Origin of the sequence: Ruminococcus sp. FC2018 (assembly GCF_000621805.1) — a bacterium.
Taxonomy (GTDB): Bacteria; Bacillota; Clostridia; order Oscillospirales; family Ruminococcaceae; genus Hominimerdicola.
The window spans coordinates 202,642-229,053 of record NZ_JHXH01000002.1 but is presented as its reverse complement, the minus strand read 5'-3'; the positions used below and the strand labels follow the sequence as shown (position 1 = coordinate 229,053).

30 protein-coding genes and 1 tRNA gene are annotated in these 26,412 nt (G+C 44.6%); 14 read left to right on the top strand and 17 right to left on the bottom strand.

Features of this window, described 5'->3' with window-relative positions; translation table 11 throughout:
- The first annotated feature begins 10 nt into the window (after window positions 1-10).
- The 5 genes from fabD to T494_RS0102385 all read left to right on the top strand — a co-directional run bounded on the left by fabD (window position 11) and on the right by T494_RS0102385 (window position 3,970).
- A complete protein-coding gene (fabD, locus tag T494_RS0102405) occupies window positions 11-937 on the top strand; it encodes an ACP S-malonyltransferase (RefSeq protein ID WP_028504910.1) in 927 nt (308 codons plus the stop codon).
- Between the two features lie 438 nt (window positions 938-1,375).
- A complete protein-coding gene (locus tag T494_RS0102400) occupies window positions 1,376-1,855 on the top strand; it encodes a dCMP deaminase family protein (protein WP_028504909.1) in 480 nt (159 codons plus the stop codon).
- Window positions 1,856-1,859: 4 nt separating this feature from the next.
- Window positions 1,860-2,705 (top strand): shikimate dehydrogenase, encoded by an 846-nt coding sequence (locus tag T494_RS12055; RefSeq protein WP_037343651.1) that lies wholly within the window; start codon window positions 1,860-1,862, stop codon window positions 2,703-2,705.
- A complete protein-coding gene (locus T494_RS0102390) occupies window positions 2,702-3,211 on the top strand; it encodes a shikimate kinase (protein ID WP_028504908.1) in 510 nt (169 codons plus the stop codon). Before T494_RS12055 ends, T494_RS0102390 begins: the two co-directional genes overlap by 4 nt.
- A gap of 15 nt (window positions 3,212-3,226) precedes the next feature.
- Complete coding sequence (locus T494_RS0102385; protein WP_037343649.1) at window positions 3,227-3,970, top strand: hypothetical protein; 744 nt, start codon at window positions 3,227-3,229, stop codon at window positions 3,968-3,970.
- A 51-nt stretch (window positions 3,971-4,021) separates the two neighbouring features.
- On the opposite strand, the gene T494_RS13290 is transcribed toward T494_RS0102385, so the two are convergent.
- A complete protein-coding gene (locus T494_RS13290) occupies window positions 4,022-5,305 on the bottom strand; it encodes an HD domain-containing phosphohydrolase (RefSeq protein WP_197021110.1) in 1,284 nt (427 codons plus the stop codon).
- A 119-nt stretch (window positions 5,306-5,424) separates the two neighbouring features.
- Window positions 5,425-7,023 (bottom strand): sodium:solute symporter family protein, encoded by a 1,599-nt coding sequence (locus T494_RS0102375; protein WP_051539942.1) that lies wholly within the window; start codon window positions 7,021-7,023, stop codon window positions 5,425-5,427.
- A gap of 354 nt (window positions 7,024-7,377) precedes the next feature.
- On the opposite strand from T494_RS0102375, the gene T494_RS0102365 reads away from it, so the two are divergent.
- The 7 genes from T494_RS0102365 to T494_RS13755 all read left to right on the top strand — a co-directional run bounded on the left by T494_RS0102365 (window position 7,378) and on the right by T494_RS13755 (window position 10,854).
- A tRNA-Met gene (locus tag T494_RS0102365) sits at window positions 7,378-7,454 on the top strand.
- A 377-nt stretch (window positions 7,455-7,831) separates the two neighbouring features.
- On the top strand, window positions 7,832-8,176 hold the full coding sequence (locus T494_RS0102360) for a helix-turn-helix domain-containing protein (protein WP_028504905.1): 345 nt from the start codon (window positions 7,832-7,834) through the stop codon (window positions 8,174-8,176).
- Window positions 8,177-8,218: 42 nt separating this feature from the next.
- On the top strand, window positions 8,219-8,851 hold the full coding sequence (locus T494_RS13285; RefSeq protein ID WP_155984012.1) for an ImmA/IrrE family metallo-endopeptidase: 633 nt from the start codon (window positions 8,219-8,221) through the stop codon (window positions 8,849-8,851).
- Between the two features lie 226 nt (window positions 8,852-9,077).
- Window positions 9,078-9,785 carry a DUF4417 domain-containing protein gene (locus T494_RS13280; protein ID WP_051539923.1) on the top strand — a complete coding sequence of 236 codons (708 nt, stop codon included), beginning with the start codon at window positions 9,078-9,080 and terminating at the stop codon, window positions 9,783-9,785.
- Complete coding sequence (locus T494_RS0102345; protein ID WP_028504904.1) at window positions 9,785-10,360, top strand: hypothetical protein; 576 nt, start codon at window positions 9,785-9,787, stop codon at window positions 10,358-10,360. The genes T494_RS13280 and T494_RS0102345 overlap by 1 nt, the downstream gene beginning before the upstream one ends.
- Window positions 10,360-10,668, top strand: a complete 309-nt coding sequence (locus T494_RS0102340; protein WP_028504903.1) for a hypothetical protein — start codon at window positions 10,360-10,362, stop codon at window positions 10,666-10,668. Before T494_RS0102345 ends, T494_RS0102340 begins: the two co-directional genes overlap by 1 nt.
- A gap of 12 nt (window positions 10,669-10,680) precedes the next feature.
- Entirely contained in the window at window positions 10,681-10,854 is a 174-nt protein-coding gene (locus T494_RS13755) for a hypothetical protein (protein WP_155984011.1), read from the top strand.
- 241 nt (window positions 10,855-11,095) lie between these two features.
- Here the strand turns inward: T494_RS13755 and T494_RS0102330 are convergent, their stop codons facing one another.
- The 13 genes from T494_RS0102330 to T494_RS0102265 form a co-directional block, all read right to left on the bottom strand.
- A complete protein-coding gene (locus T494_RS0102330) occupies window positions 11,096-11,803 on the bottom strand; it encodes a site-specific integrase (protein WP_028504902.1) in 708 nt (235 codons plus the stop codon).
- Between the two features lie 26 nt (window positions 11,804-11,829).
- Window positions 11,830-12,594 (bottom strand): phage antirepressor KilAC domain-containing protein, encoded by a 765-nt coding sequence (locus T494_RS0102325; protein ID WP_242836368.1) that lies wholly within the window; start codon window positions 12,592-12,594, stop codon window positions 11,830-11,832.
- A gap of 4 nt (window positions 12,595-12,598) precedes the next feature.
- Window positions 12,599-13,891 (bottom strand): DNA (cytosine-5-)-methyltransferase, encoded by a 1,293-nt coding sequence (gene dcm, locus T494_RS12035; protein WP_037343647.1) that lies wholly within the window; start codon window positions 13,889-13,891, stop codon window positions 12,599-12,601.
- Window positions 13,892-13,903: 12 nt separating this feature from the next.
- A complete protein-coding gene (locus tag T494_RS0102315; RefSeq protein WP_051539939.1) occupies window positions 13,904-14,167 on the bottom strand; it encodes a DUF4314 domain-containing protein in 264 nt (87 codons plus the stop codon).
- 16 nt (window positions 14,168-14,183) lie between these two features.
- Complete coding sequence (locus T494_RS0102310; protein ID WP_028504899.1) at window positions 14,184-14,594, bottom strand: hypothetical protein; 411 nt, start codon at window positions 14,592-14,594, stop codon at window positions 14,184-14,186.
- On the bottom strand, window positions 14,584-14,724 hold the full coding sequence (locus tag T494_RS13745; protein ID WP_155984009.1) for a CopG family transcriptional regulator: 141 nt from the start codon (window positions 14,722-14,724) through the stop codon (window positions 14,584-14,586). Before T494_RS13745 ends, T494_RS0102310 begins: the two co-directional genes overlap by 11 nt.
- 9 nt (window positions 14,725-14,733) lie before the next feature.
- Window positions 14,734-15,108 (bottom strand): DUF6329 domain-containing protein, encoded by a 375-nt coding sequence (locus tag T494_RS12030; RefSeq protein WP_051539920.1) that lies wholly within the window; start codon window positions 15,106-15,108, stop codon window positions 14,734-14,736.
- A 12-nt stretch (window positions 15,109-15,120) separates the two neighbouring features.
- Window positions 15,121-15,384 (bottom strand): hypothetical protein, encoded by a 264-nt coding sequence (locus T494_RS0102295; RefSeq protein ID WP_028504898.1) that lies wholly within the window; start codon window positions 15,382-15,384, stop codon window positions 15,121-15,123.
- 12 nt (window positions 15,385-15,396) lie between these two features.
- Window positions 15,397-15,957, bottom strand: a complete 561-nt coding sequence (locus tag T494_RS12025; RefSeq protein WP_051539917.1) for a gamma-glutamylcyclotransferase family protein — start codon at window positions 15,955-15,957, stop codon at window positions 15,397-15,399.
- Between the two features lie 14 nt (window positions 15,958-15,971).
- The gene (locus tag T494_RS0102285) at window positions 15,972-17,006 is read right to left on the bottom strand and encodes an amidoligase family protein (protein WP_037343645.1); all 1,035 of its coding nucleotides are present in this window, start codon (window positions 17,004-17,006) and stop codon (window positions 15,972-15,974) included.
- Between the two features lie 531 nt (window positions 17,007-17,537).
- Entirely contained in the window at window positions 17,538-18,152 is a 615-nt protein-coding gene (locus T494_RS0102275) for a hypothetical protein (protein WP_028504895.1), read from the bottom strand.
- 224 nt (window positions 18,153-18,376) lie between these two features.
- Window positions 18,377-18,964, bottom strand: a complete 588-nt coding sequence (locus T494_RS0102270; protein WP_081777195.1) for a hypothetical protein — start codon at window positions 18,962-18,964, stop codon at window positions 18,377-18,379.
- A 1,107-nt stretch (window positions 18,965-20,071) separates the two neighbouring features.
- A complete protein-coding gene (locus T494_RS0102265; protein WP_028504893.1) occupies window positions 20,072-21,715 on the bottom strand; it encodes a hypothetical protein in 1,644 nt (547 codons plus the stop codon).
- 229 nt (window positions 21,716-21,944) lie between these two features.
- Between T494_RS0102265 and T494_RS13275 the strand changes: the two genes are divergently transcribed.
- Entirely contained in the window at window positions 21,945-23,756 is a 1,812-nt protein-coding gene (locus tag T494_RS13275; RefSeq protein WP_051539914.1) for a PP2C family protein-serine/threonine phosphatase, read from the top strand.
- Window positions 23,725-24,024: an STAS domain-containing protein gene (locus T494_RS0102255; protein WP_028504892.1), complete on the top strand. Its 300-nt coding sequence runs from the start codon at window positions 23,725-23,727 to the stop codon at window positions 24,022-24,024. Before T494_RS13275 ends, T494_RS0102255 begins: the two co-directional genes overlap by 32 nt.
- A 56-nt stretch (window positions 24,025-24,080) precedes the next feature.
- Here T494_RS0102255 and T494_RS0102250 read toward each other — a convergent pair whose 3' ends face one another.
- Both T494_RS0102250 and T494_RS0102235 read right to left on the bottom strand, forming a co-directional pair.
- Window positions 24,081-24,647 (bottom strand): TetR/AcrR family transcriptional regulator, encoded by a 567-nt coding sequence (locus tag T494_RS0102250; protein ID WP_028504891.1) that lies wholly within the window; start codon window positions 24,645-24,647, stop codon window positions 24,081-24,083.
- A gap of 763 nt (window positions 24,648-25,410) precedes the next feature.
- Window positions 25,411-26,229: a leucine-rich repeat protein gene (locus T494_RS0102235; RefSeq protein ID WP_028504890.1), complete on the bottom strand. Its 819-nt coding sequence runs from the start codon at window positions 26,227-26,229 to the stop codon at window positions 25,411-25,413.
- Window positions 26,230-26,412: the final 183 nt, after the last annotated feature.

Sequence of the window (26,412 nt, the reverse complement as noted above, 5' to 3'; positions counted from 1 at the left end):
GAGAAATATCATGTCAAAAACAATGCTTTTGTTTTCCGGTCAAGGCTCACAGTACGTGGGCATGGGCAAGGAGCTTTATGACAGCTCCGACAGCGCAAAGGCTGTTGCAAAAACCGCCTGTGAAGTGCTCGGCTACGATATTTGCAGCATAATGTTCAGCGGTCCCGAGGAGGAGCTGAACAAGACGGTAAATTCCCAGCCTGCAATCATGCTTTGCTCGCTTATGGCACTTGAATGTGCAAAGGAAAAAGGTCTGGGTTTTGACGGCGTGGCAGGTCACTCCCTGGGCGAATACGCTGCAATGGTAGCTACCGGCGTGGTAAGCGTCGCTGACGGTTTCAAGCTTATCAAGGCAAGAGCAGAGGCTATGCAAAAGGCTGCCGAGGAAAGCGACGGGGCAATGTACGCTATCATAGGACCTACGGCGCAGGAGATAGAGGACGCCTGCGAAAAGACGGAGGGCTACGTTGTCCCCGTCAACTACAACTCCCCTGTCCAGACGGTAATCGCAGGTGAGAGCGCAGCTGCCGAGGCGGCTTCAAAGCTCATAAGCGAAACCAGCACCGCAAAGCGTGTCAAGGTGGTCAAGCTCAAGGTGTCCAGCGCATTCCATTCTAAGCTTATGCAGTCCGCTGCCGACAAGCTGGGCGAGTTCGCAAAGGGTGTGGAGTTCAAACCCGCAAGCAAGGAGTTTTACTCCAATGTCCTCGGCGAAAAACTCACCGACTTTTCGGCAATGCCGCAAATGCTGGCAAAACATATCGTTTCCCCCGTTAAGTTCACAAGCGAGCTGGCGCAGATGCAGCAGGCAGACTACACGGATTACATAGAGCTGGGACCCGGCAAGGTGCTCACAGGACTGGTAAAGAAAACCCTGGACGGCGTGAGAGCCGTGAATGTAGAGAATGTAGAAACGCTTGAAAAGGCGTTTGAATAATAAATCAGATTTTATCGGGGTATGCTTGTCGAGCAGATGGGGGAAACCCTTTTGGAGAGAGGGTCGAAGAACGGCATAGCCGTTCTTCAGAGTAACCGTGGTAACGGTTACTCTATCCCGTCCAGACCCCTTTCCTAAACCTTTTAATGACTTTTCAGCAACGGGAGGCAAGCTCCCGTCACTGAAAAGTGTTAGAGAGTTCAGAAAAAGAGTTCGAGAGGAAACACTCCCAAGAGAATACCCACAGTTACTTGACAGGTATACCACAACAAATGCGGATTTACCGAGGTTTGCACAACACAGCTCTACTCTTGTACAGTTATCACAAAGTGAAAGCCCGGAGCGGCACGAAAGCCGTTGCCTGCTCAAACCGATATGCGACGGACAAGCGTGCCGCCGCGGCGGCAAATTCTGAATTAAAATATGAGGAGGAGAGGTATGAAAAGGACGGACTACATCAGCTGGGACGAATACTTTATGGGGGTATCGTTATTAGCGGCTCAGCGCAGCAAGGATCCCAACACGCAGGTAGGCGCCTGCATAGTTTCGCAGGATAACAAGATACTTTCGGTGGGCTACAACGGAATGCCGTCGGGGTGTGACGATGACGATATGCCCTGGGAACGTGAGGGTGAGATGCTGGACACAAAGTACGCATTTGTCTGTCACGCAGAGCTCAACGCCATACTCAACAGGGGTGAGACATCTCTCAAAGGCTCAAAGCTGTACGTTTCACTTTTCCCCTGCAACGAGTGTGCAAAGGCGATAATCCAGTGCGGCATTTCCGAGGTCATATACTGCGAGAACAAGTATGCAGGCACCGACGGTGTCAAGGCAAGCATGAAAATGTTTGAAATGGCAGGGGTAAAGATGACCCAGTACATTCCCAGCGGCAGAAAAATAACGATAGAGGTTTAAGAATATGCAGCGAAAATACGCACTTTTAGGCGGAAAGCTGGGGCACACCCTTTCCCCGCCCATACATCAGAGACTTTTTGAGCTTAAAGGCAGAGAGTTCAGCTACGGACTTATCGAAGCCGAACCACTGGAGCTTGAGGGGAAAAAGAGCGAGCTTTCACAGCTTGCAGGCTACAACGTGACTATCCCTCACAAGCAGGCGGTCATAAGCTTTATGGATAAGCTTGACGATTCGGCAAAGCGTTACGGCGCAGTAAACTGCGTTGACAACAAAAGCGGTATCTCAACGGGCTACAATACCGACTGTGACGGCTTTCTGCGCTCCATAATGGCAAGCGGTGGACGGCTTGGCGGCAATACCCTGCTCCTGGGAGCAGGGGGCGTAGGCAGGATGATGGCGATCGAGACCTGCCTTGCAGGGGGCAGGCTGACTATGGCGGTGCTTGAAAGCTTCATGTCCCAGACCGAAAAGGTAAAGGAAGATATCCTTGCCCTTGTGCCGCAGGCAGATGTACAGATCGTAACGTTTGACAAGATCCCGGCGGAGCAGTTTGACACAATGATAAATGCAACTCCTGTGGGAATGTACCCCAAGTGCGACGAATGTGTGGTCACAGACCGTGTGATACAAAGCGCAGGCTTTGTTTTTGACGCAATATACAACCCCAGGGAAACGCTGCTTATCCGCAAGGCAAAAGCAATGGGCAAGCCCGCTGTGGGAGGCATGGCGATGCTGGTGTGGCAGGCGGTCTCCGCTCACGAGGTATGGGACGGTGACAGTTACACCGACGCACAGGTACAGGACATAATCGACGAGATGTATGAAAGAGTGGAGAGGGATTTCAAATGACAAAGACCGTGTTTCTCTGCGGATTTATGGGCTGCGGAAAATCCACCGTAGGAAAGGTCGCCGCAAAGATGCTGGGCATGGAGATGGTGGACCTTGACGAATATATCGAGCAGCAGGAAAAAGCGTCTATCCCCGTGATCTTCAGCACCAAGGGCGAACAATACTTCAGGAGCTGCGAAAAAAAGGCTATCGGTCAGTTCGAGGGCAGATGCGCCGTTGTGGCAACAGGCGGCGGAGCAATGCTCAGCCGGGAGAATTATGAGGCTGCGAAAAAGGCAGGCACAGTCATTTTCATTGACACGGACTTTGAGACATGTTACAGCCGGATAAAGGACGATCCCCACAGACCCATCGCATACAATTCCACAAAGCAGCAGCTAAAAGACAGATTTGAACAGCGCAGAAAGCTGTATCAGCAGCACTCTGATCTTACCGTCGACGGTTCTCTTTCCCCTGCGCAGATAGCAGCGGAGATAAAGCAGGCGGCAGCAGGTCAGATGATTTGAAAGGAAGGACACAGAATGAAAAAACTATTGTGCATATTACTATGCCTGCCCCTTTTGTTCACAGGCTGCGGCGAGCAGTCAAGCTCAATGACCCAGAGTCAGATGGTCGATGAAGCTCTGGACACAAGCCGGTATGACAGCCATGTGGCATTCAAGATCGAAGGAGCATCAACAGACGAGGACTATAAAAAGGCATTGGACGAGTTGGAAAAGCGGCTTGTTAAGGCATTGGCTGTATTGGACCCCAGTATAAATTCATTTTACGGGATCAAAAATTATAACCAGGCTTCCAAGACCGTGGAGTTTCACTTCAACAACTCCCCCGGTCTCACCGAGGAAGCCGTTAACGCAATGATCTCTTCCTGCAAGGCGGAGTTGCGAAAAGGCGATAAGCCTGACGGACAGATACTTTTTGACAACGAGCATCTTTCCGGTGCTTCCGCAAAGCTCAGACAGGGCGGAAAAGACTGGGTAGTCACTCTTAAATTTGACATTGAAGGCTCAAAGCTTTACACTAATTTTGCAAACGCTTCCGACTCACAGGACAAGACATTGACCCTGTGGATAGACGGAAAGACAGCCGCAGGGACTGTGGCGAGAGAGTCTGTAAGCTCGGCAGATATCGTTGTCAGCGGAGACTTTAACGAACAAAGCGCAAAGGATCTTGCCCACAAGATCAAATCGGGCTACATACCGTACAAGGTATCCGTTTTCACCTGCGATCTTGCTCACAGAAAAACCGACGATAAACAAGCATGATCGTCAGATCCTGCAACAAAAAAAGACCCGGAAGATCCCGGGTCTTTATTATTATTCTTCTTTCTTTTCTTTTTTCTCTTTTTTATCCTTTTTCTCAGCCGTCGCCATTTTATCATGCAGACCGAGAAGGATCTTTCCGTCCTCGATAAGCTCAAGAGCACATTCAACAATGTCCGGGTCAAACTGAGTTCCGGCATTGCCCTTCAGCTCCTGCTTTATCACATCAGGGGGAAGATGAGGTCGGTAGCACCTGTCCGAGTTCATTGCATCAAGAGCATCCGCAACGCAGATTATCCTTGCGTAAAGAGGTATCTTATCCCCTTTCAGTCCCTCGGGATAACCGCCGCCGTCATATCTTTCATGGTGGTACAGCGCACCCTCGACAATGCCGTCAATGGCACTGAAATCTTTAAGCACCTTTCCGCCATAGGTGGTATGTCCCTGCATTATCTTGAATTCCTCGTCCGTAAGCTTTGACGGCTTTGTAAGTATCTCATCGGGTATACCTATCTTACCGCAGTCGTGCATCAAAGCGATATAACCCACATTTCTTACCTCGTCCTCGTGGAATCCCAGCTTTTCTGCTATCCTTGCGGAATAGTATGACACACGGGTGGAGTGACCCTTTGTATAGGGATCCTTTGCATCAACAAGATTTGCAAACGTATTCATGGACTGGGAGATTATGCTGTCCATATTTTTCTTATAGCGTTCAAAGTGAGCGTCACGGACTCTGTAAAGTATATACGCCACCACCGAGGTGCACCATACAACGAACAGCACCATTACAAACCAGAAATTGAAATAGCTGGTCAGAGGTCTGTCTTTATATCCGGTAAGCTCATAATGCTCAAACTTCATCAAGCCTTTGGAGATAATTACCGCACCAAAGCCTGCATCCATGCCTGCACGGACCGGGTCCACCTTTTCGCCGGCGGTGAATGTTATCTTTCCGTCCTGGTAAACATAATCACCGTTCCAGTAGCTGTCCACTACTACGTCTTCCTTGTCTGCACCGGGAACGTCGATAATGACCTTCCAGCGTGTGATATCGAGGTCGGTATTGTTGCGCACGGTACAATCATACTGGGCACCGTAGGTCTGGCGCTGTGTACCCTCGTCGTTTATCCAGTGCTTGGTGATACCGGTAGTTATTGTATAATCGTTGGAGCCCTGGGGCTTTGAGTTGTCTATCTGTACTGTAAACGGAGTATTGGAGTCGTTGGCAGCTTTCATTTTAACGGCACCGAATGTGGCTCCCAGCAATATAAGCGTTATAAGCAGAACTATTGTACCCTTATGCCTTGGCAGATGCACTCCGTCACTCCCTTTCACTTTAATAATACCCATGCAGCATCATTATACCACGGTTCACAGATGAATATGTTAAATATTTATTAAATACAAAGACGCCGAAAAACAATTCAGCGTCCTTGTATTAAAATCAAGTCTTTTCAGGCTTTTTCAACAGCTTTTTCCGCATTCTCCGACAGATAACACTCAAACACCTTTTCGGTATGCTCCTTATCCTCAGGCTTCTGTCGGGTGATAAGGGACACGACGGGGACTATCACCAGACCGAACAGCATTGCAAAAGCGCCTGCATTTATAGGTGACGCAAGGCTCAGTCCGCCCAGCGACATGGGAAGGTCAAGATTGCCCCATTTAAGGGTATAAAGGCACATATGCACTGTTGTTATGCCCACTCCGCATATAAAGCTGGTAACAACTGCGGCTTTGGTAACTCCCTTCCAGAAAAGCCCGTACATAAACGGTGCCAGGAAGGCTCCTGCAAGGGCGCCCCAGGATATGGACATAAGCGTGGAAATAACCGTTTTGGGGTCCTCGAGAGTGATTATTGCAAGCACCACCGAGATAACCAGGAACAGAGCTATGAAAAGCCTCATTACCCTCAGTTCCTTCTTCTCGTCCATGTTTTTAACACGGGGCTTTATAAGGTCAATGGTAAGGGAGGAGCTTGATGTGAGCACCAGGGACGAAAGCGTTGACATAGATGCCGACAGCACAAGCACTATAACAATTCCGAACAGCAGCGTAGGCAGCTTTTCCATCATGTGTGGGACGATAGCGTCAAAGCCCTCCACCGGGTTGCCTGTCTTTGGGTCTGTATCCATAAATAGTTTTCCGAAACCGCCCAGGAAGTAGCAGCCGCCTGCCACCACAACGGCGAACACGGTGGACACCACTGTTCCCGTCTTGATTGCTTTATCGTCTTTTATCGCATAGAATTTCTGTACCATCTGAGGAAGTCCCCATGTACCCAGAGATGTGAGGATCACCACTCCGATAAGGTTTATCGGGTCAGGACCGAACAGAGAGTTCAGCGTGCCGGTATTGCCCTTTGCGTCCTTGACATCGCCCATAAGGTCCAGTGAAGACGAAAGACCGCCGTTCTGACCCAGGACTGCAAAAACCACCGCAACAATGCCCACCAGCATGATTATGCCCTGGATAAAGTCATTGAGAGCTGTGGCTTTATAGCCGCCCAGGATAACATATATTGCCGTAAACACAGCCATTCCGATTATACAGTATTTATAGGGTATACCGAAGCCTTTTTCAAAGAGCCTTGAAAGTCCGTTGTAGACCGAGGCGGTATAGGGGATAAGGAAAACAAAAACTATAAGCGCAGAAAAAGTTTTGAGCTTGGGAGAATTGTATCTCTTCTCGAAAAACTCGGGCATGGTCTTTGCCTCTATAAACTTGGTCATTATCCTTGTTCTTTTTCCCAGAATGACCCATGCCATAAGCGAGCCGATAAGGGCATTTCCTATACCTACCCATGTGGCAGACACGCCGTAGCTCCAGCCGAATTTTCCGGCATAGCCCACGAAGATAACTGCCGAAAAATAAGAGGTACCATAGGCAAACGCAGTAAACCAAGGACCTATTCCCCTTCCGCCCAGCACGAAATCATTAACGCTGGATGATTTTTTTCTGTAATAAACGCCGATAACTATCATCAGAGCCAGATAAACCACCAAAACAACCCATCTCAAAGCCAAATCCAACAACTCCCAATCATTGTGCATATTTTCACACGGCAGTGCATACCATATACTACAAGCCAAAAATACAAGCTGCACGCCGTCTGTCTGCGGAAATTCTGCCGCATCCGTCTTCATCGGTTTAAAGCTTTTGCGCTTTTACTCAATAAAGCAATATAAAGTATACCGCACAATCGGAGTTTTGTCAATATGTTTTTGATAAAAATAAGCATAGTAAACCTGCGGATATTTCCACGGGTATATGGCAGAATGTCTGAAAGTCCGCAGAATCAGGGCTTATCCTGCACCCGGCATCTTTTGAAAAAAAAGCTTGACAAGTGCATTGTGATGTGATATAATATTCAAGTACCGACTGAGGAATCCGGTTGTAAAACATATCGCGGGATGGAGCAGCTCGGTAGCTCGTCGGGCTCATAACCCGAAGGTCGTAGGTTCAAATCCTGCTCCCGCAACCAGTGTAAATACGCCGTTTGAGACAACTCAAGCGGCGTATTTTTTGCCCAAAAAACCGCTTTCAGGACACCTTCAGGACACATTTTTCAGAAACCTGTTTTTGATCTTCAAAATGCGCAGATAAAGGATTTTTGACCAGTTTCATATTTTCCATAGGTGTTCTAATAAACACAGCCGAGATTTTTCATCTCGGCTTTATTTATGTACTTTAGTATTATCATACTATATATTATGTAAACGAAAAAGTCGCACAGTTTTTTCTGTTCGACTTTTTTCTTTCCGCTTATTTTTACTTGCTTTTATGTGAATTATTTGCCAAACCACTTGACAAAGTTATAATAATGTGATATTCTATATTTTGTAAAAGGAGTGATGGTTAATGTCTACATTTAGTGTTAGGTTATCGGAAATAATGAATCAACGGCATATTTCACAGAAAGATTTAGCTCAAAGGGTTCAGGTAACAGAATCGGCTATGTCTTACTATCTTAAAGGTGATCGCACCCCTCGCAGTGATGTTTTAGGCAGAATCGCTTCAGCGTTAGGAGTGACGACTGACTATCTCCTTGGAACAGATAACAATCAAGCTAACAATGATGACGATAAGCTTCAATATTTACAAAGAAATCTCAGCAAATTGGATGCTGACAGACTTGAAAAAGCTGAAAAGATACTAAAGACTGTGTTTGACGACATTTTCGATGACGATGACGACGAGGAGTGACTGATATTGACATGCATTAAACCAGATTTCAAAAAAGCATATATGCTGGCCAATGACATTCTCGTATCATCTAAAACTGTTTTGGACTTTCCAATTTCTATCAAAAGCATTGTAAAAGAAAAAGGCAAAGGGCTTGTTAAATGTAAATCCTTTTCAAAGGCAAAAATATACAACGTTGATGTTAGGGATTTCGGGAGCGACTCCGCAGTAATAATAAAGTATCATGGAAAATACGTTATCTTCTATGATGACTCCGAGCCTGCGTATAGAATCAACTTTTCTATCGCTCATGAATTCGGACATTTTCTTTTGAAGCACAACTTAAATCTGCCAAAAGGAGAAAGATACGATTGTCAAGAGATAGAAACCAATTATTTTGCTGCCCAGCTCATAATGCCCGAGCAAATCATAAGAGCAGTACAAAAACGAGGTGAACGGATAGATAAAAGCTTTATCAAGAAAACATTTAACACTTCAGATGAAGCTGCTGATAAAAGGCTGGGAACGCTTGCAAGAACAAATTACGAAATGAAATCAAGGACGGAAAAAGAATATGATGATCTTATTCTGTTAAAATATCGCAGTTTTATAGATAGTATTTGTCCGTTAAAAAGCGACTTTTACGACTATGACTACGAAGAAGAGATGCAAAACAAACGCAACAGTTGGTTGTAAAACATATTTGAAAGGTAAGGTGATTCCAATGTCCTATTATTTTTGACAAAGGAAAAACGCACTGACAGGTTGCTGGTAACAACAAGCCAATGCGCTTTGGGTGTTACGATATTACTCATAACTGTAGCAAGTATAGTATATCACAACTCCCTCTCCTTTGTCAATTGGCAGAATATACGAATTATTCATGTTTCAATTTTCAATCGAGAAAGGAGATTATTTATAATTGAATATTATACGTAAAGGTCTTAAAGACGTATGGTGGCGTGCCTATATGGTATCCGGTGCCAAGTTCTCGGCTAACGACATACCGTTCTGTCCGACTACGGCTGCCGAAATGCCTGCACTCATTCTAACTTACAAAGAGGCTTTGGAACTGTACCGTCATGAGCTTCGCTGCGGCAACAAGGACTTTTCAAGCCGTGCCTATGTATGTTTCTACGAAGATGACAAAGACTTCGACTCTTTCAAAGGCATTTGGTTCCGCAGCAAACATGCCTATGATGTGCTGAAACACTTTTCCGGGATCATCACACCAGATTTCTCTACATATCAGGATTTCCCTCTGCCGCTGAAACTGTGGAATGTTTACCGTATGAGAGCCTTTGGCTACTGGTTCGGTACGCTCTGCGGTCACGCTGTTATCAATAACGTCCGTTGGGGTACTCCCGAAACATACTGGTACTGCTTTGACGGCATACCTGAAAACAGTGTTGTCGCTATCGGCACTGTTGGCGGAAGTCCCCGTAAGCTCGAAGATCGTGAACGCTTTGAGGAGGGACTGAGAGAGTTAGTAAGGCGACTTCACCCTCATACGATCATCGTCTACGGCTCGGCTAATTACAAGTGTTTCAAGGAGCTTGAAACACAGGGCATAACGATTCTCGCCTATCCCAGTAAAACGAGCAAGGTGTTTGCAGGGAGGGCGAAGTGATGAGTAAGGGTTATAGCGGTCTGTTTAGCGGAACAAGCGGGGCTTCTGTAAACAGCTCTTATCTTACCGATTCAAGTGATGTTGAGAGCTATTCTGAGCGTGGCATTGATATTCCTGAGCATATCAAGGAGCATTTATCAAAATTACAACATAAGGGTGATTACATCTCTGGTTCATCTGGTGAGTTTAATATGACAGATGTTAGCGTTATGTCTAAGGAAACAGGGGTTGAATTTGCCCGTGTGACAATTGGCAGAAAGACCTATCTTATCCGTGGTGATAAAGGCGGTACAGTAATTCCTAATGAATTGCTTAATGAAATGAAGAAGCATTCAGGTACGTTGGATTTTCATAGTCACCCGCATAATGACGATTGTGTCCCTTCAAAGTCCGACCGTTTAATGATGCGAAAACTTCGACAGACCACAGGACAGCGGGAAAGCTCAATCGTAACGCCTAATGGAAGAACAACGCTTTTTGACGAACATGGTGTAATTGAAACAGGAACGGTATCGAGTACGCTTGACGATGCTCGTAGAAGGGCTTTAATGGAACTTTTTGGAGGTGGTAAATAATGCTAACTAAAGAACAGGCAAAGGCAGACGCTTGGCTTGCAATTGCTGATTTAATGGGCAGAGAGTATTTCAGGGAACATTTTGAGGGATCGTGTCATTCATATCCCGATGATAAATATGATGATGTTGAATATGAGTATTTTATCGGTTTCGATGATATTGATGATGCGGACGAAAATGATTATAAGTGGAAAGTTTTCGCAAGGGTATCTGTGAACAGGGAGACCGGAGAAGTGACTGTCCTTGACTACAAGCTCCCTAACGGTAAGAGAATGGAGAATCCTATCAAGCCCACAAGTTTTGCATAACAAGGTGATAGTATGAGCGACGATATTGTTCTATGTGAAAAATGTGGGGCTGAGATGAAACCTTTGTCGGATATTTACCCGGTAGGAATGACCTGTCCGAACTGTGGCTGGGGCTGGGCAACAACATATATTGATCCGATAAACTTAGACGAGAGTGATTATCACATAATTCTTGTATCAAGTTAAAGCTCTCTGTCAAACATTAAGTTGGTTTCTGAAACTGCAAATTGCAACTATGTTGAAGCCAAAAAACTGATAGAGAATGCCCCTGTCGAAATCTACTGCGGCAAGGCTGTCGAGGTTAAGGCAATCAAGGGAAAACTTGAAGCAGCCAGCCTTGATTTCAAAATCGAGCCTGAATTTCCGTATTATTAAAAACCTATGTAATTGAAAAAAGCCGCACAGTTTTTGCTGTGCGACTTATTTCTTATGCCATTTCTTTTCTCAGTACGATGTCGGCTATCGTTTCTGCCGATTGCTCATCGCTTTCCTTAAGAATATGTGAATAAATATCTAACGTTGTTGAAATTTTTGCATGACCGAGCCTTTTGCTTATTGCTCCTATGTCCATATTGCCGTGAAGCAGCAGACTCGCCATTGTGTGCCTGAATGCATGAGGGTTTATATGACCAAGTCCGTGCCTTTGAGCAAATGACCGCAGCCATTGGTTTACGGTGTCCGGATGCATTGGCTTTCCCTCGTTCCCCGATTTATCCTGGAAGAAGAGGAATCCAGTGTTGTTCCAGCGTGAGCCGAACTCGGTACTGGTCTTGATGTACCACTTTCTGTATGCCCTTAACATTTCCATAGTTTCTTCCGGCAAAGCTATGTATCTTTCGGATTCCTCGGTCTTGGTGGTATCCTCATATATTCCTCTATCTGTTGAATAGAGTAAGTTAACGTGTATGAAGATCCTGTTTTTCTCCCAATCGATCGCATCCCATTTTAATCCTACTATTTCGCCCCGCCTTGCACCCGTTATGAGCAGCAGATTAACAAGTGTCTGCCACTTTATTGGTTCGTCTTTAAGGCTTTTGACTATCTTTTCTACCTCATCGTAGTCGAAATAGTTGACCTTCTTTCTCTTTGACCTGGGCGGCGTTGCCTTTGAGGCAGGATTGAATGGGATTATCATCTCCTTGTCTGCAAGGGCGAGGATGATTAGGCAATCTCATACACCTCCGATGCATAGTCTCTCAACAGCCTGTCGATTATATATCTCTGACCTTTACCGGTAACATATGTGGTCTGCCTTGTCTTGTACACTCCGTCCGTATAGTACAAGGATTCCTTGAGCTTGAAATACCCTCTGTCCATATATTCCTGATACGGTATATTGTTCATCATAAGGATACCCATAACTCGCAGCCAGGAAAACAGTCGGTTTCTGCCTATTCGGATACCTCTGTCGTTGGCGAGCTTTGCCATCTCACCCATGTCGATAACATTGGTGGTATCAGCGACCTGGTCTGCAAAGTCTACCTTTGGCTTATCGGTGTTTATCTTTGAATGAAGCTGACGAATGTATTCGTGCTGTATCTTGAACATCTGCTTAGTGGCTTCATCGGCAAAAGGAAGATAGTAGTCTGCAAACTTGTCGGGATCATCAACATAACCGCCCGTCTTTCTTATGGTCGGGAGGACTTCTGAAGTTACCCATTTTTTTATCTTTTTGGCATTAGGGAGTTTGCTTGCCAAAACCAAACTGTAGAAACCAGATTCGTTTATAACGGTCGTTTCCTGCGTTCTTCCGAGGTTATCGGTGACGCCCTGTTTTAGGGCGTCATCCTCATCGACATGTAATGCCAATGCATTTCGAGGTTTAGAATAGCCCAATATAATAGCTATATCTCTACCAACAAACCACGGTTCTCCGTTAATTATAATAGAGCGAATAGAACCAAATTCCTCATTCACAAAAGTCATTATATTATTCATTAGATTCCTCTCTTTCTTCATCTATCATTCGTATAAACCTTCCAAGCGCTTCAATGACCGTAACTGTTACGGCATTGCCCGCCTGTTTGTAGAGCTGTGCTTTGGATATTCCCACAGCTCGTACCTTGTCAAACTGCTCGTCCGTGAAGCCCTGCAGCCGCCAGCACTCACGGGGTGTCAATTTGCGAATAAATCCCATCCAGATAACACCGTCCCTGTCGGTCGATGTAATGGTAAATGCAGGTTCTCCTGCACTCTTGAACCGCCTGCCTTGCTGACGGGCGTTCTCACGGAACGGTGTATGGACAGGTATCGGCTCATCAATTTCGATCACTCCTGATTTTTCTCCCTTGTGATGCCCTATACCGCTGTCCTGGCGAGTAGTGATACATCTTGCGATTTCCGTTATATCCGGCTCTGCATTCATATCGATGCATTTGACCTCATAGTATCCTTGTGTTGGCGAAGTAACTACCGTATGGGCAATGTCGTGACCTACCCGACCTCTGCGGCTGTTCATGTCAGCATAGGCAAGGTCGATGCTGTCACCGGGATACGCAAGCTGATAGCCTTTTGCAGTGAGTGATTTGATCTTTATTGCAAGGTCCTCATTCATATCGGTGTACAGCCCTGTCTTACCGCCGAAACCGCCTGCCGTGCTTGTCAGCGTTATTCCGAGTCCGTCTGTGGAGTAGACTCGGTTTCCCTCATGTCCCGGTATGCGTCTGACAAGAGTTTTTGGGTTTGCTTCTGTGAAAGATAGTACTCTGCCGGCACATCGGTCTCGAGAAAATCCGACAATGAACACTCTCTTCCTGGCTTGGGGGACATAATGATCTGCGCTGTTAAGCACTTCCCATGTGACATCGTACCCCAGTTCATCCAGCGCATCGAGGATGGCTTTAAAAGTCCACCCTTTGTCATGCGACAGCAAGCCGGGAACATTTTCAAGGAGCAGATACTTAGGTCTTTTAACGGCGGCAATTCTGGCAATTTCAAAGAAGAGAGTTCCTCTTGCATCTTCGAATCCTCGCCGCTTTCCAGCGATCGAAAAGCTCTGGCAAGGGAATCCTCCGCAAATACAGTCGAAATCCGGCAGGGTTTCGGGTTTGATATCTCTCGCATCTTCGAAGTACACCTCCTTTCCGGTGTCGTATAACGCCATGTATGCACACCGGGCATACTTATCTATCTCGCAGGAGCCGACAAACTCAAAGCCGCCGACTTTTTCAAGTCCCGACCTGAAGCCGCCGATACCTGCGAAGATATCGAAACATTTTATCAATGGCAGCACCTCCTACGACATGACCGGACCTTCGTCCAAGTCCTCTGTCAGTTCTTCGGTCTGTTCGACAGTATAAAAGCTGTCAACGCCGGGTATAAGCGAGAGCGATCTGCCGTTATCCCACTTCATCATTATCTGACCTGCATCATCGACTCCTACGACCGTGCCGATCGTACCGCTTTCGATTGGTCTCGGATCATCCGGCATTTCATCACAGCAAAGCCTTGTTCCGGGCGGATACTGCTTCCGCAACATTTCAACTTGTTTTTCTGTCATAAACATATCTCACACCTCACATACTCATATCCATTGATTCTTCTTCATCTTCATCAAGTTCCTCGTTCTCATCGGGTTCTTCTTCCTCAGTTTCTTCGGGCTGCTGATTGGTCTCATTGGTCTGCTGCATATCTCTGTCGAGCTCAGCCTGTATAAGACCAAGCATGAACTGTCTCTGTGTCAAACCGGGATGACGGTTCAGATAGTCCTTGATCCTGTCGAACAATTCCTCTGGCACCTGGAACGCAAGTGTCCTGTTAGCCATATTAACACCTCCTCTCATCTGCGGTGGGTGAAGCTCACTGTCGAGTGCCTTTGAAACAAATTCTCCCATCGTCATTCCGTGAGCTTCAATGTACTCTTTCACCTGTGCGTGCAGCTGTGCATCGACCTTGACGGTGATGCCTTTCATCTCATTATCCGGCATTTTCATCATCCTTTCTCAAGCAGTTTATTATCGCTCTTACGACCACATCATCAACCGAAATACCTTCCTGTTCAGCCTTATGAACTATCTCATCTGCAATCGGCTGTGGTATATCTATCTTTTCGTACATTGTCTCACCTCACATTTCAAAATCCATTGTTTCATCTTCAGTCTCATCCTGTTCGAGCTGCTGTGACTGACAGTAGTTCTCGTAGATGATCTTTGCTTGTGGGATATACTGTGCGTATCGTGCGTAGTCATAACCCTCGCTTTCTACAAGCAGACCATCGCCCTGTTCCTTGTCATAAACAAGCAGGCAGTGGTATCTGTCATCTGTACCAAACCACATATTCCCCTTGTTTCTTGCAATGAGATTATTGTCCTTAAGCGTATTCCTACGAAGGTTTTCAAACTCAGCGTGTGAAACACCGACTGCCTTTTCGACTACGCATGATCTGACCTCAAAGGCAGGCTCTTTCCTTAACAAAGATGTGTTGATTATAAGCTGTTCCATACTTTTCACTCCTTACATACTCATTTCCTGCGAGGCATCAAACTGTTTTTCCTCGCAGATAATCGTGTCTTTTGCAAACTGCTCGGCTTCCTCGAGGCTGTTTTCAAGTATCTCGTAATCGACCGCTGCCGAGAATTCATCAAGCAGATCGGTCATTTCCTTATCTCTGAACACCTCAAAGCGAAAGCCTTCACAAGTCGTTTCTCTGCCGAGCTCGTCAGTTCGTTTGAGGTCATCGGCCGGTGTTATCCTTACAACATACCCTTTATACTGCATCTTCTCACCCCCTCATATCCCAAAAGACATCTGAATGTCATCTTCCATATCGGGGTCCTCGTCCTCATCATCAAACTGTTCTTCCATCTCATTCAGTTCAAGATGTTCTTCAACCGTTCTTTGAGCCGAAACATCCAAGGCTCTTGACTGTGCTTCAAGCAGATATGAGGTGTCCATACCGTTTTCAAGGTAGCCCTCCCATATGGTCTGCATGTAGTAGCTTGCAGGCGGGTTTATCCTCCTTGTATCAGGCACCATCAGATACGCCATACCCACACACTTTTCTCCGTTCACTTCAAACTCAATGTTCTCTTTGAAGTAGCTGTTCGGGAAGCCTTCGTACCTATCCAATCTTGGAATATCCCTCGGATCAAGCTCCCAAAGCAGTACGGGTGTTTGGGCATCTTTCTTTTTCGTTATATTGGCAACACCACGGAACTCCAGCTCCCAGCCCCCGAGCATTGTCGTATCAAGCGGCTTTGAGTGAGGACAGCGCAGCGCCATCTGCCACAGATTGATATTGCTGCCGTACGCTATATACAGCAGTTTCTTTGATTCTTCTTTATTACTCATATTTCTCCTTTCGTTTACATACTCATTTCCATTTCTTCAGTCTCATCTTCAGTTTCATCGCAAATCGGTTCATCTTGAACGGGTTCAGGCTGTCTTGCCAGCTCCCTTTGAGCTTTCAGCCGTTCCCTTTGAGCAATCGCATCTTCAGGGTGGCGCCAAGCAATATTGCCCTGCAAATGCTTTAGCAGATGTGTTCTGCAATTCTTGAACTCGTCACCGATCAAGCCTAAATTCAGCAAGAAAACACGAAAGCTGTATCTCATATTATCTGATCGAGATACAGCTGGTGAGCAATATTTCTTTGTAAAGGCGGCATTTGAGATAGCAAGAGCAAGGACTATCTGTGCTCTGACCTCACCTGCATGAAGTGAAGCGTTGCAGGCTCGTATCTCAAAATGTCCTGCCTGAAAGTATGAATGAAGATTCAGGGCATGGTACCGAGTTGAATTATAATGGTTGTTTGGTGACTGATAAGTCTCGCTATACCACATATCCTTGATCTTTGACATATCTTTGGGCTTCTTTCGGTTCAGTTCCTCAACGAAGCTGCGATTGATCTTATGGCAATATCGAGATCTGAGACTCGATACCTGCAGAGCATCCCAAAGGAAATCTTCTTTGCTCGACCAGATGTTAACGAGATTTCGTATCTGCTGCGGCGAGAAATCAGCTGCATCGATATGCACATGAGTACCGCAGTCATATTCAGCTCCCGTAATAGCTCCTGCCTTGCGAAGACCTCGTATCACCTCCTGAAGCAGCGGAATGTCATCATAGTCAAGCACAGGGCTGTTCATCTCAACTTTGTACAAGTCACTCGCAGGTTCGCCGTTCTTTTTGCAAGGATCGATGCTTGCATCTGACACGATGCTCCACGCTCTGCCGTCCTCGTCATAGATCTTGTACTTGTCATAACTGCCTCCGATATGGTCAATATCACCTCCCAGCACATCTCGGATAGCTTTAGCTGCGCTGCAGCGGGTTATTCCTGTCATCTCGATTTCAATACCGAACCTTCGATTCTTGATACCTTCAAAGTTATCTGCCATGGTTTTCACCTCCCTTCATTGAATTTTGGGCACAAAAAAAGCTCGTACCTATCGGTTCGTTTGAACCAATTTGTACGAGCAGTCGAAATCTCTTGAGCTTTGAACAGTTATTCTATTGTGTGATGTTTAGAAACTAGCGTAGATTCACTGAATTCTTAGTTTGATACAAAGGGAATCTATTCAAATTGTATCCACCTACTTAAATATCTACTAACTAAAACCAACCAGTAATCACTTTCAGACATTCTTCCTTTGATACTGTTCTTGTGCTTTGTTTTTTATTCTGTTATATTGAACGCAATGAGATGGGGAAACTTTTTTCATCGCCCCTTTTGGTTTTTCTGCTTTCCCAATAATCTTGAGCAAGATTTAGATAATTCAGTAGATTATCCTCTGATTTAATCGGTTTCTTACCTGAATCGATCATTCTTTTAGTAAAGTCTGAATCCATTTTAAAAAGCACACGGCAAAAATCATCTGCTGAATTAAATGAGTTCATGAAATTGTAGTATTCCGAAAAATTCATTCCATTTAATGAATCACGAAAGATGCTGCTGCTAAAGAATAATCCTGCATCGTATAACGATAACTTTTTTTCTTTTTACTATAAAACTGATCTAGCATATAAATGAGAGTATCTGGTCGATCATAGGCATTAGATGGTCTGCGTCCATTTCCGCTTATGGCCAAAGTGTCATCTTTGGGGAAATAAGCTTTTCCTTTTATGTTGTTCATGGCACCTGTTACAGGCATCAAAACGCAGTTCTCGTCACTCAGATAATTATCAGCACACGATTTAAGAAGTTTCAATGTTTCTTCTTTATTTGGTTTGATTGTTTTTATAAATGAATTTATCTTCTTTTCACTGAAATTAAAGAAACAATCTCCCGATAGCACTATTGACCATTCTTTTTTTGATTTCTTAAGATGTTGTTTTTTACTTATGTGTTCAATCTCTATTGCATTTTGGAGATCACCATTAGAATACTTAAATCGACCAACCAATCGTGTTTTGTTTGTATTTCGATACAGTAATTTAGGATTGATCTTAAATGAAGGATAAATCTTATTATAATACTCCCATCGTTTTTTGTTTGCATCATATACCAGGTCTGGAAGAGGTTTATCAGTTTTATTCTTACTCATATTTTATATCACCATCATTAATTGTATCATAATGCACCTTGAAAATCAAGCGCATTTACAAATATTATAATTCTTAGTTTTGATAATTTGCGCTGTCGTGTCACTACCCTCAGATAAACTGACTGACAACCATAATCCAATTAAAGCAAAATATACGACCATCGGGTTGTCTGCTCAATGGTCGTATAATAATTGAGTGGTAAGAATCTAAAGCTGTATCTCCACTAACTGTTTTCATTCATCTTCTTTCTTTTTTCTATAGCCTTTTTAATGCGATCTTCATGGCATGAATCGCACAATGTACGCACCCAATGGATGCCCAAATCAGAATCGTTTCTCAATTTTCCTTCAGCGCCACAAATCTCACAAGTGTGGCTGCTCTCTTCTTCCGCAGCTCTTACTATAGCGCAGATGTCATGTCTAAGCTTTGCCTTAGCATCATCTATATCCGCTTTCGATTTTGGTTCAATACGGATACTTTCTCCTGTAGCAAGGTTATCAAATGCAGCTATTCCACAAGGAGCATCCGTATAACTATAATAAAAGCGCAGCGTTCCGTATTTTTCTTTGATCTGGGTGGGTTCAAAGTCAATCTCCCCTATTCCAATCCCGTCTTCTGCGTATCGTTTAACAATGGACTCGCAGCAAGCCCTCAGAAGCTTATACCAGCCTCCGCCGCATTCAAAGCCCCATTTTCTGTAGATATTGGAGCCGTCACTATCCGAATCCTGTCTCATAAATGGGAAGTCACGCTGTAGGAGCATTTCCCATTTTCCAACGCTTTTTAGCTCTCCATCAATCAATACCAGCATTTTTACAGTCCTTTCTTTTATGTAGAATCTTCTTGTTTCATAGTTAGTCTCCTATGAGCAATCTAATGATATTATCCGTTGTTGATTAATAATTATACCACAATCCCTCCTCGATTTCAATCGGTTTGAAACAATAAGCAAAAAAACAAGAGCTGATGGGGTTCGTGAAATGGATAGCATCGAATCCGCACTCTTTCAGCCTCGCTATTACCAATGCTCCAGGACACCGCTAGGACACCAAAATCCGATAATCGCCGTAAATACGTTGTTTTCTCATATCAAAAAACAGCAGTTTTTGCCCACCCCGATGGTCGTACTGATCTGTTATATGCTATAAAGCGTTTATTATTAGTAGTTTTAGTTGTTTTGACGAATCTACGACCTCCGGGGTTCCAGGACACCGATTTTTTTAGTTTCATATTTTCTAGGACACCAAAAACCAAAATCTCACCCCAGGACACCAAAAGGACACCTTTTTCTCAAAAGTTGAGTAAAATCAGCATATGTTAGGTTATGTAAAATCCCGCAAAGCGTTAATCAACCGAAATTAGCAGAGATTAGCATTGTTTAATATATTCCTATACACGTTCTTCCACCCCGATGGTCGTACTATTCTGTTCTACGGCTTAAACCGTTTATCATTAGTAGTTTTAGTTATTTTAACGAACCTACGACCATCGGGTTTTTATGGTGTCCTCAAAACCACAAAAATCCAGTTTAATATTTTCTAGGACGCCAAAATCCAAAATCTCACCCCAGGACACCAAAAGGACACCTTTTTCACGAAACCTACCTAAAATCAGCATATGTTACGTTATGTAAAAGCTCTCAAAGCGTTAATCAGCCGAGATTAGCAGAGATTAGCATAGTTTAATATATTCATTGACACGTTCTCATAACCCGAAGGTCGTAGGTTCAAATCCTGCTCCCGCAACCAGTGCACAGCAGTGCACAAACCGTGCACTGCACGCTCGGCCAAGCCCTCGCACAGAGATGTGTGAGGGCTTTTTTTGCGTTTTTGCTCGGGGCTGTCATTTGCGTTTTGAGCATAAAAAATCCGAGGACGAAAACTCGTTCTCGGACTTGATGTGTTATTGTATTTTTCTGTTATGCCTTTTTGAAGAAAACGAAAACCCTGTCATTCTCGTACTTTCCGGAGATAGTTACCGGTACCCACAAGCCCAGCTGCTCGTGTTTCAATATAGCCCACTTTTTAGGATCTGCGTTCTTTGCATAGGTGGTCTTGAACATATCGTAGCCGGTTAAGCCTTCATCTGCATAATAGTGAGCAAAAGCTTTGCCGTGGTGATCGTTGTAATGTGAAGTTGCCAGAACAACTGCATCTTTGTTATCCTTTATACTATCGCTGAGAATAAAACCGTTCTTTCTCAGATAGTTCGCTACTGTATATCCGATGTTGATCGCATGCTTACAGATAGATTCAAGTTCACTTCCTGTGAGTCCTCCCCGTTCAAACATATACGTATCGCCGCCGTTTGACCATTTCCAATCAAGGTGCGTAAGTACCTTCAGAGTCGTAGTGCGATGGATGAAATACTCGCCGCATCTGCTCTCAAGATTTGCTGACAGCTTAACGGGCTTATCAGGACCTCTGCCGACAAATGTTGTAGGCTCTGTGTTCTTGCATTCGATGTACTTAGCTGATTTAGTAACTACGCCGTTGTCGCCGAAAAGACCGTCGAGGATCTTTGCCTCATAGTAGCTTGCCTTGCCTGCACCGTCCTTGAGTTTTTCATACATCCTCTGATGCTTCTGAGACATCTTTGCAACGTCCTCTGCTTTGAGCTGGTCGACCTGATTCATAGCCGAGAGCATTTCAAGCATTGTCATGCAGGATCTGAAATACTTGTTTGTCTTTTCCTTAATGTAGCTCTGCGAATTCTCAACAGCTTCTCTCATAAACTTTGCACCGTTGTCGATAGTCTTCTGCATTGCCATTTTGTAGATGTTGTAACCGTGGAGAGGGTCTGCCGAGCAATGCTCCGAGGTAAAATACTCATTTGCGATGCTGAGCTTGTCAACGAGATTGTCCTTTGCCCAGTTGTCCATATCGCCCAGTACGTTTGCAACCTCAACAATACGTTCACGGCTGTTTCTCTTCTGCATTGCGAGCGAGATGCCGTCACGGTATGTTTTTGCTGCTGCTTCCAGCTTGTCCAGAGCCTCACCGTACTTGCTGTCAACGTTAAGATTGCAGCCATTATTGATGATCTTGTTTTCTGCCGACATGATAGTGTCAATGATCTTATTGGTGTTGGCATTAACGGTATTGAGAACCTCAGTATTCGTAGCATCTTCCTTGACATCGAATATCTTCTCTGAGATGACCTTTACAGGCTCTCCGAGTGCACCGTCAAGTCCTTCGCAGCAGGACTTGAGCCCGTATTTTATCAAAGTAGTCGTGATGCTTGCAGCGTATCGTCTGAGCTTGGTCACTGCCTGCTGCTCCACCACTTCCTGCTTTTCGCCCGTGATCTCTGCACCGTCGGGGAATACCTCTGTGGGATCGCTCGATGCCTTTACCCACATATCCATCACTTGCTTGTAGCTCTTGCCTTCAACAGCTCTGTTGAAATACTCATCTATCGTGATGACCGACGAAGCAGATCTTATCGGTGCGTTATTTGCCGATGCCGAGATAGTTGCAACTGTCGTTGTCATCATTGCTGCTGTGAGCAGGGCACTCACTGTTCTCTTTGTTACGTTTGATGTTTTAGATGTTTTACTCATTTCAGTTTCCTCCGTTTTGTTCTTGTTTATCGGGTCTGTTTCCCTTTCTGTGTCTATATAATAACACGCATTTGCGCACTATTCAATGGGCAATAAATTGCGTTCTTGTTGCTTAGCGAACAAAGCTGCGACAAGCTGTTGCATAAGCAACATATACGAATATAAATGTTGCAAAATATGATCGGATATGTTATAATACATTTCAAAGGTGAGGGAAAGGGGGCAGCGCATGAAAAAGAACGGTAAGATCAAAAACAATAAACTGTTCTTTCAGATAAGCATCATACTGATCCCTATCTTCCTGCTGATAACTGTGGGGATAATGTGGCTGATGTACAGTGTTTCGATAGACGAATACCTTAAAGCACAGAATGTCTATATAGAGGATGCAGCGTATTCTTCATTTGTCCGTTTGAATGAAATACTGGATAAAGATCTGAACTGGTATCTGAAATACTGTGAGGAGCACCCCGATGTGATGAATGAAAAGCTCACAGAGGAAGAGAGTAAAGCCTATAATGATTTTGTGGATCAGCTCGGTCACAAGCCGGAAAGCTATACAGATGAAGTGTCGGGGCATTCCGAACTGATCGAAAGGGCTTATGCCAAGATCACCCAAAACAATATCGTTGATATATTTGCGGACTATACCCTGTCGTTTTACAATACTAAACAGACATACTCGTTTATCATGGATACGAGTGAACAGTATATGGGAACAGTCATATATGCGTTTTATTCGCATGGTACCTGCAAAAAGACGGGAGAACGTTTTGATTTTGACCTTTCCGACCATTCGGGTATCAAAAAACTTATGAATAATCCCATGGAAAATTCAGTATTTGAAAGAGCAAAGGATTTTCCTGATGAGGGCAACTATTATATATGCTATATACCGATCGCTGTCAACGGTGAGGTCAAAGCTGTTTTCGGTGTCGCATCGAACTGGGACGATTTCCGTGCCCAAGTCCTGTTCAATCTTCGTATAGTTTTTATGATAATATTGGCCGGGCTGCTGTTCGTTATTATTCTGATGCAATATATCATATACAGCAGAGCGGTCTCACCTATCAAAAAGATCCAGCGTGTCGTGCGTGAATATACCCAAGACAAGGACAGCGGAAAGGTCATCTCCCAGATGACACAGATAAAGGAGAAAAACGAGTTTGGTCTTTTGTCGGAAGATATATCAGGGCTTGCAAAGGAGATCGAGTATTACACCAGTGAGATGGTAAAGCTCACGGGAGAACGAGAAAGGGCTGCTGCGGAACTGGAGATGGCAAAAAAGATACAGGCAGACCAGCTTCCCAGCGATTTCCCTGCTTTCCCGGGCAGAGAGGATTTTGACATCTATGCCTCTATGACTCCCGCAAAGGAGGTCGGCGGAGATTTCTATGATTTCTTCCTTGTGGACGATTACCACCTTGCACTTGTTATTGCCGATGTTTCGGGAAAGGGCGTTCCTGCGGCGCTGTTTATGATGATGTCCAAAAACCTTATCCGAAACCTTACAATGATGGGGCTGTCGCCCAAAGAGGTAATGGAGAGGGCAAATCAGACTATCTGCGCAAACAATAAGCAAAAGATGTTCGTCACAGTCTGGCTGGGCATCCTTGAAATATCAACAGGCAAAGTAACTGCCGTCAATGCCGGGCACGAAATACCGATAATACATCAGCCGGGCGGCGAATTTGCTATGCTTGAAGAGCCACACGGACTGATAGCAGGCTTGTTCGATAACGCCAGATATACACAATACGAGTTTGCGCTGCAAAAGGGCGGTACGCTTTTTGTGTACACCGACGGCGTGGCAGAGGCGGCAAATACTGATGATGAACAATTTGGCGAGCAAAGGATCACACAAGTGCTGTGTGCAAACAAAGGCAAACTGCCCAAAGAACTTCTTGAAAGCGTCCATGCGCAGGTCAACGAGTTTGTCGGGCAGGCACAGCAGTTTGACGATCTGACAATGCTTGCTGTAACCTTAAAAGATAACAGGAGGGATAACAATGGAGATCAAAATGACAAAGCTCAGGAATAAACTGACCGTGGAGCTTGACGGTAAGCTCGATGTAAATTCATCGCCGCAGCTTGAAGAAAAGCTGAGGCCGGAGCTGAAAAGCATAGATAACCTGACGATCGATATGGAAAAGCTCAAATACATATCCAGTGCGGGCTTGCGTGTTCTGGTCGCTTCGCTGCAAACGCTTGATGCCCACGGGGGAACAATGACACTTAAAAATGTATCAGATGAGAATATGAAAGTATTTAAACTCACAGGATTGAGCGACGTGTTTGACATCAGATAAAAAACAACAGCACCTTTACCCTTGTAACAAACGGGGTATGGGTGCTGTTTTTATGTTCAGAATAATTTTTCGGTGTTGCTGTCAAGCTTTGAAATGATCTTCACAATAACGTCCTCAGGCTCTTTGAAATCTCCAGTGACCCAGTCAGAGATTATGGCAGCACAGCCCTGCGCTCGATATGAGCACATAAGCTCCAGCTCTGTTTCATCAAGCCTCTGAGCGCCTTCTTTTTCTATCTGTTTCTGCTGGAAAACACCTTTGATGATGCTGCACAGCTTTATTCGCAGCTGACCTGTTGTATTGGGACTGAACACCATTTTAAAAATGCTGCGGTTGTGGGAGATATAATCTATTATCTTTCTGAAGAATTCATCTGTGGACTGATCCTGTACATCTAAAAGAAGCAATGCAAATGCCACGATAGTCTCATTTTCTATCTTATCGTAAAGGTCGTACACATCAAGATAGTGCCTGTACAGAGTGCCTCTGTTCAGTTCGGCTTTATCGCATATTTCCTGAACGGTTATCTTGTGGAGCTGCTTTTCGGTAAGCAGCTCAGCAAGAGCGTTGGTAAGAGCCTTTCTGGTCTTTAACGCACGGCGGTCTGTCGATTTTTCAGGCATAGTCATTACCTCTCTTTATAATTAATATTGTTGTTTCCGCGTCAAGTATAGCATATTTTTTTCTGTTTTGCAATAGTTCTGCGACAATTTATATGTGTTTTGTTGCTTAACCAACGCCCTGTCGCAGTGGTGTTCGTTAAGCAACAAACGTGCGCTGCTTTGCTCATTGAAAATGGCGTAAATGCGTGTTATTATATAGACACAGCAAGGGAAACAAACAAAACAGAAAGGAGAGAAATGAAATGATCACAGCAGTAGCAGTAGCCGGACTCACGGCAGCAGCGGCAGCCGGACTCGGTACTTTTGCAATTTATCTTGTAAGCAAAATATAAGCGGTAAAATAAATCATCAGAAAGGAGGAAAGCGAAATGATAGCAGGTATCATTATTGGAGCAGCGATCATTGGCTTTGAGACAAGTGCGATCATAACAATGTCAATCATCAGCAAAAGATAAGATCGGATATAAAATATAACAGAAAGGAGGAAAGCAAATATGTTCGTATTCATGGGAATTCTTGCAGCAGCTAGCGGAGTTATGTGCCTCGTTCACTTCACACACTGAAATAAAAACAAAACAACCGAAAAGGAGAAAATCAACAAAACGTTCGTAACTATTACGGACGTTTTTTCTTTTTACATACCCGTGCAAAAAGCAAAACTTATGACCCGAAGGTCGTAGTTTCGTATTCTCATACTATTATTATGTAATAAAAAGCGAGAATCGCTTAAATGCAATTCTCGTTTTTAGTTCAGGTCAACAAGTCAACCTTTTTTCTTCTTATAAGTAAGCATAGCAATTACCGCAGCAGCTACGGCTGCACAGGCGAGGGCTATTATTATCACACTTCCTGCGGAACTGCTTTTTTCCTCTGCCGTTGAGGATTCCTCAGCCTTGGACACCGAGTCTTTAGCAGACACGCTGCTATCCGATCCAACAGAGCTTTCGCTTTGCGAGCTATCAGACTTGCTTTCGTCCAAAGTGCTTGTGTCAGGTATGCTGTCATCTTCATATCCGCTGTCAGATATGCCTTTTGTTTGTGACGTTGTCGACTGTGTAGTAACTGTCACGCTGCCTGATGAACTGCTTGTTGGATTTGTCCCCTTCTGAGCGGCTGATGACTTGTTTGTTGTTGCAGCAGTTTGTTTCGTGCCTGCTGTTGTTGATTTGGTTGCCGCAGTTTCCTTTGTGCTCTGCTTTCCGCCGGGGTAGATCACCTCAACGCCCTTTGGGGCAATTATCTTCACCTCAGCAGATTTGCAGCTTATCGTTTTAAGCGAGCTTGCCCCCGCAAATGAATCATCATAAGAATACATTATAGTATCGGGAACTTCTATCTGCTCAATGCAGCTGCAGCCTTTGAAAGCATTATGTTCTATTTCCGAGACAGGTCTGCCTGCAATGCTGGCGGGTATCTCGACCGACTTTTCGTCGCCGAAATAGCCGCATATCGAAACATAGCCCTCATGGACATGGTAATAGAAATACCCGTGAGAATATTTCGTATCATCGGCAAATGCTGTGAAGGCAAGCGTCACCGCTGCGAAAAGCGCAGCGATCACCATACAAATAGTTTTCTTCATACACATCTCTCTTTCAAGAAAAAGGAGACGGGATATCCCCGTCTCCCTCAGAAATTGATGTTAAAATCAGTAATCAGTCACCGGCTCCGCCATCATGAATGTCAGGATTACTTTCAGTAATTACATCATCAGTTTCAAATCTGATTATCTCAAGCTCGATCTCTTTATATTCTTTCATTTATT

Excerpts from the sequence above, each read along its gene's own strand:
- T494_RS0102235 (WP_028504890.1), bottom strand. The coding sequence starts at position 26,229 with ATGAAGAAAACTATTTGTATGGTGATCGCTGCGCTTTTCGCAGCGGTG.
- T494_RS0102390 (WP_028504908.1), top strand. The coding sequence starts at position 2,702 with ATGACAAAGACCGTGTTTCTCTGCGGATTTATGGGCTGCGGAAAATCC.
- T494_RS13285 (WP_155984012.1), top strand. The coding sequence starts at position 8,219 with ATGCTGGCCAATGACATTCTCGTATCATCTAAAACTGTTTTGGACTTT.
- T494_RS12025 (WP_051539917.1), bottom strand. The coding sequence starts at position 15,957 with ATGAGTAATAAAGAAGAATCAAAGAAACTGCTGTATATAGCGTACGGC.
- T494_RS0102375 (WP_051539942.1), bottom strand. The coding sequence starts at position 7,023 with ATGCACAATGATTGGGAGTTGTTGGATTTGGCTTTGAGATGGGTTGTT.
- T494_RS12030 (WP_051539920.1), bottom strand. The coding sequence starts at position 15,108 with ATGGAACAGCTTATAATCAACACATCTTTGTTAAGGAAAGAGCCTGCC.
- T494_RS0102275 (WP_028504895.1), bottom strand. The coding sequence starts at position 18,152 with ATGAGTAAGAATAAAACTGATAAACCTCTTCCAGACCTGGTATATGAT.
- T494_RS0102340 (WP_028504903.1), top strand. The coding sequence starts at position 10,360 with ATGCTAACTAAAGAACAGGCAAAGGCAGACGCTTGGCTTGCAATTGCT.
- T494_RS0102315 (WP_051539939.1), bottom strand. The coding sequence starts at position 14,167 with ATGACAGAAAAACAAGTTGAAATGTTGCGGAAGCAGTATCCGCCCGGA.
- T494_RS0102310 (WP_028504899.1), bottom strand. The coding sequence starts at position 14,594 with ATGCCGGATAATGAGATGAAAGGCATCACCGTCAAGGTCGATGCACAG.
- T494_RS0102285 (WP_037343645.1), bottom strand. The coding sequence starts at position 17,006 with ATGGCAGATAACTTTGAAGGTATCAAGAATCGAAGGTTCGGTATTGAA.
- T494_RS0102325 (WP_242836368.1), bottom strand. The coding sequence starts at position 12,594 with ATGACTTTTGTGAATGAGGAATTTGGTTCTATTCGCTCTATTATAATT.
- T494_RS0102345 (WP_028504904.1), top strand. The coding sequence starts at position 9,785 with ATGAGTAAGGGTTATAGCGGTCTGTTTAGCGGAACAAGCGGGGCTTCT.
- T494_RS13275 (WP_051539914.1), top strand. The coding sequence starts at position 21,945 with ATGAAAAAGAACGGTAAGATCAAAAACAATAAACTGTTCTTTCAGATA.
- T494_RS13745 (WP_155984009.1), bottom strand. The coding sequence starts at position 14,724 with ATGTACGAAAAGATAGATATACCACAGCCGATTGCAGATGAGATAGTT.
- T494_RS0102255 (WP_028504892.1), top strand. The coding sequence starts at position 23,725 with ATGGAGATCAAAATGACAAAGCTCAGGAATAAACTGACCGTGGAGCTT.
- fabD (WP_028504910.1), top strand. The coding sequence starts at position 11 with ATGTCAAAAACAATGCTTTTGTTTTCCGGTCAAGGCTCACAGTACGTG.
- T494_RS13755 (WP_155984011.1), top strand. The coding sequence starts at position 10,681 with ATGAGCGACGATATTGTTCTATGTGAAAAATGTGGGGCTGAGATGAAA.
- T494_RS0102265 (WP_028504893.1), bottom strand. The coding sequence starts at position 21,715 with ATGAGTAAAACATCTAAAACATCAAACGTAACAAAGAGAACAGTGAGT.
- T494_RS0102360 (WP_028504905.1), top strand. The coding sequence starts at position 7,832 with ATGTCTACATTTAGTGTTAGGTTATCGGAAATAATGAATCAACGGCAT.
- T494_RS0102270 (WP_081777195.1), bottom strand. The coding sequence starts at position 18,964 with ATGCTGGTATTGATTGATGGAGAGCTAAAAAGCGTTGGAAAATGGGAA.
- T494_RS0102385 (WP_037343649.1), top strand. The coding sequence starts at position 3,227 with ATGAAAAAACTATTGTGCATATTACTATGCCTGCCCCTTTTGTTCACA.
- T494_RS0102250 (WP_028504891.1), bottom strand. The coding sequence starts at position 24,647 with ATGCCTGAAAAATCGACAGACCGCCGTGCGTTAAAGACCAGAAAGGCT.
- T494_RS0102295 (WP_028504898.1), bottom strand. The coding sequence starts at position 15,384 with ATGCAGTATAAAGGGTATGTTGTAAGGATAACACCGGCCGATGACCTC.
- T494_RS0102330 (WP_028504902.1), bottom strand. The coding sequence starts at position 11,803 with ATGATAATCCCATTCAATCCTGCCTCAAAGGCAACGCCGCCCAGGTCA.
- T494_RS12055 (WP_037343651.1), top strand. The coding sequence starts at position 1,860 with ATGCAGCGAAAATACGCACTTTTAGGCGGAAAGCTGGGGCACACCCTT.
- T494_RS0102400 (WP_028504909.1), top strand. The coding sequence starts at position 1,376 with ATGAAAAGGACGGACTACATCAGCTGGGACGAATACTTTATGGGGGTA.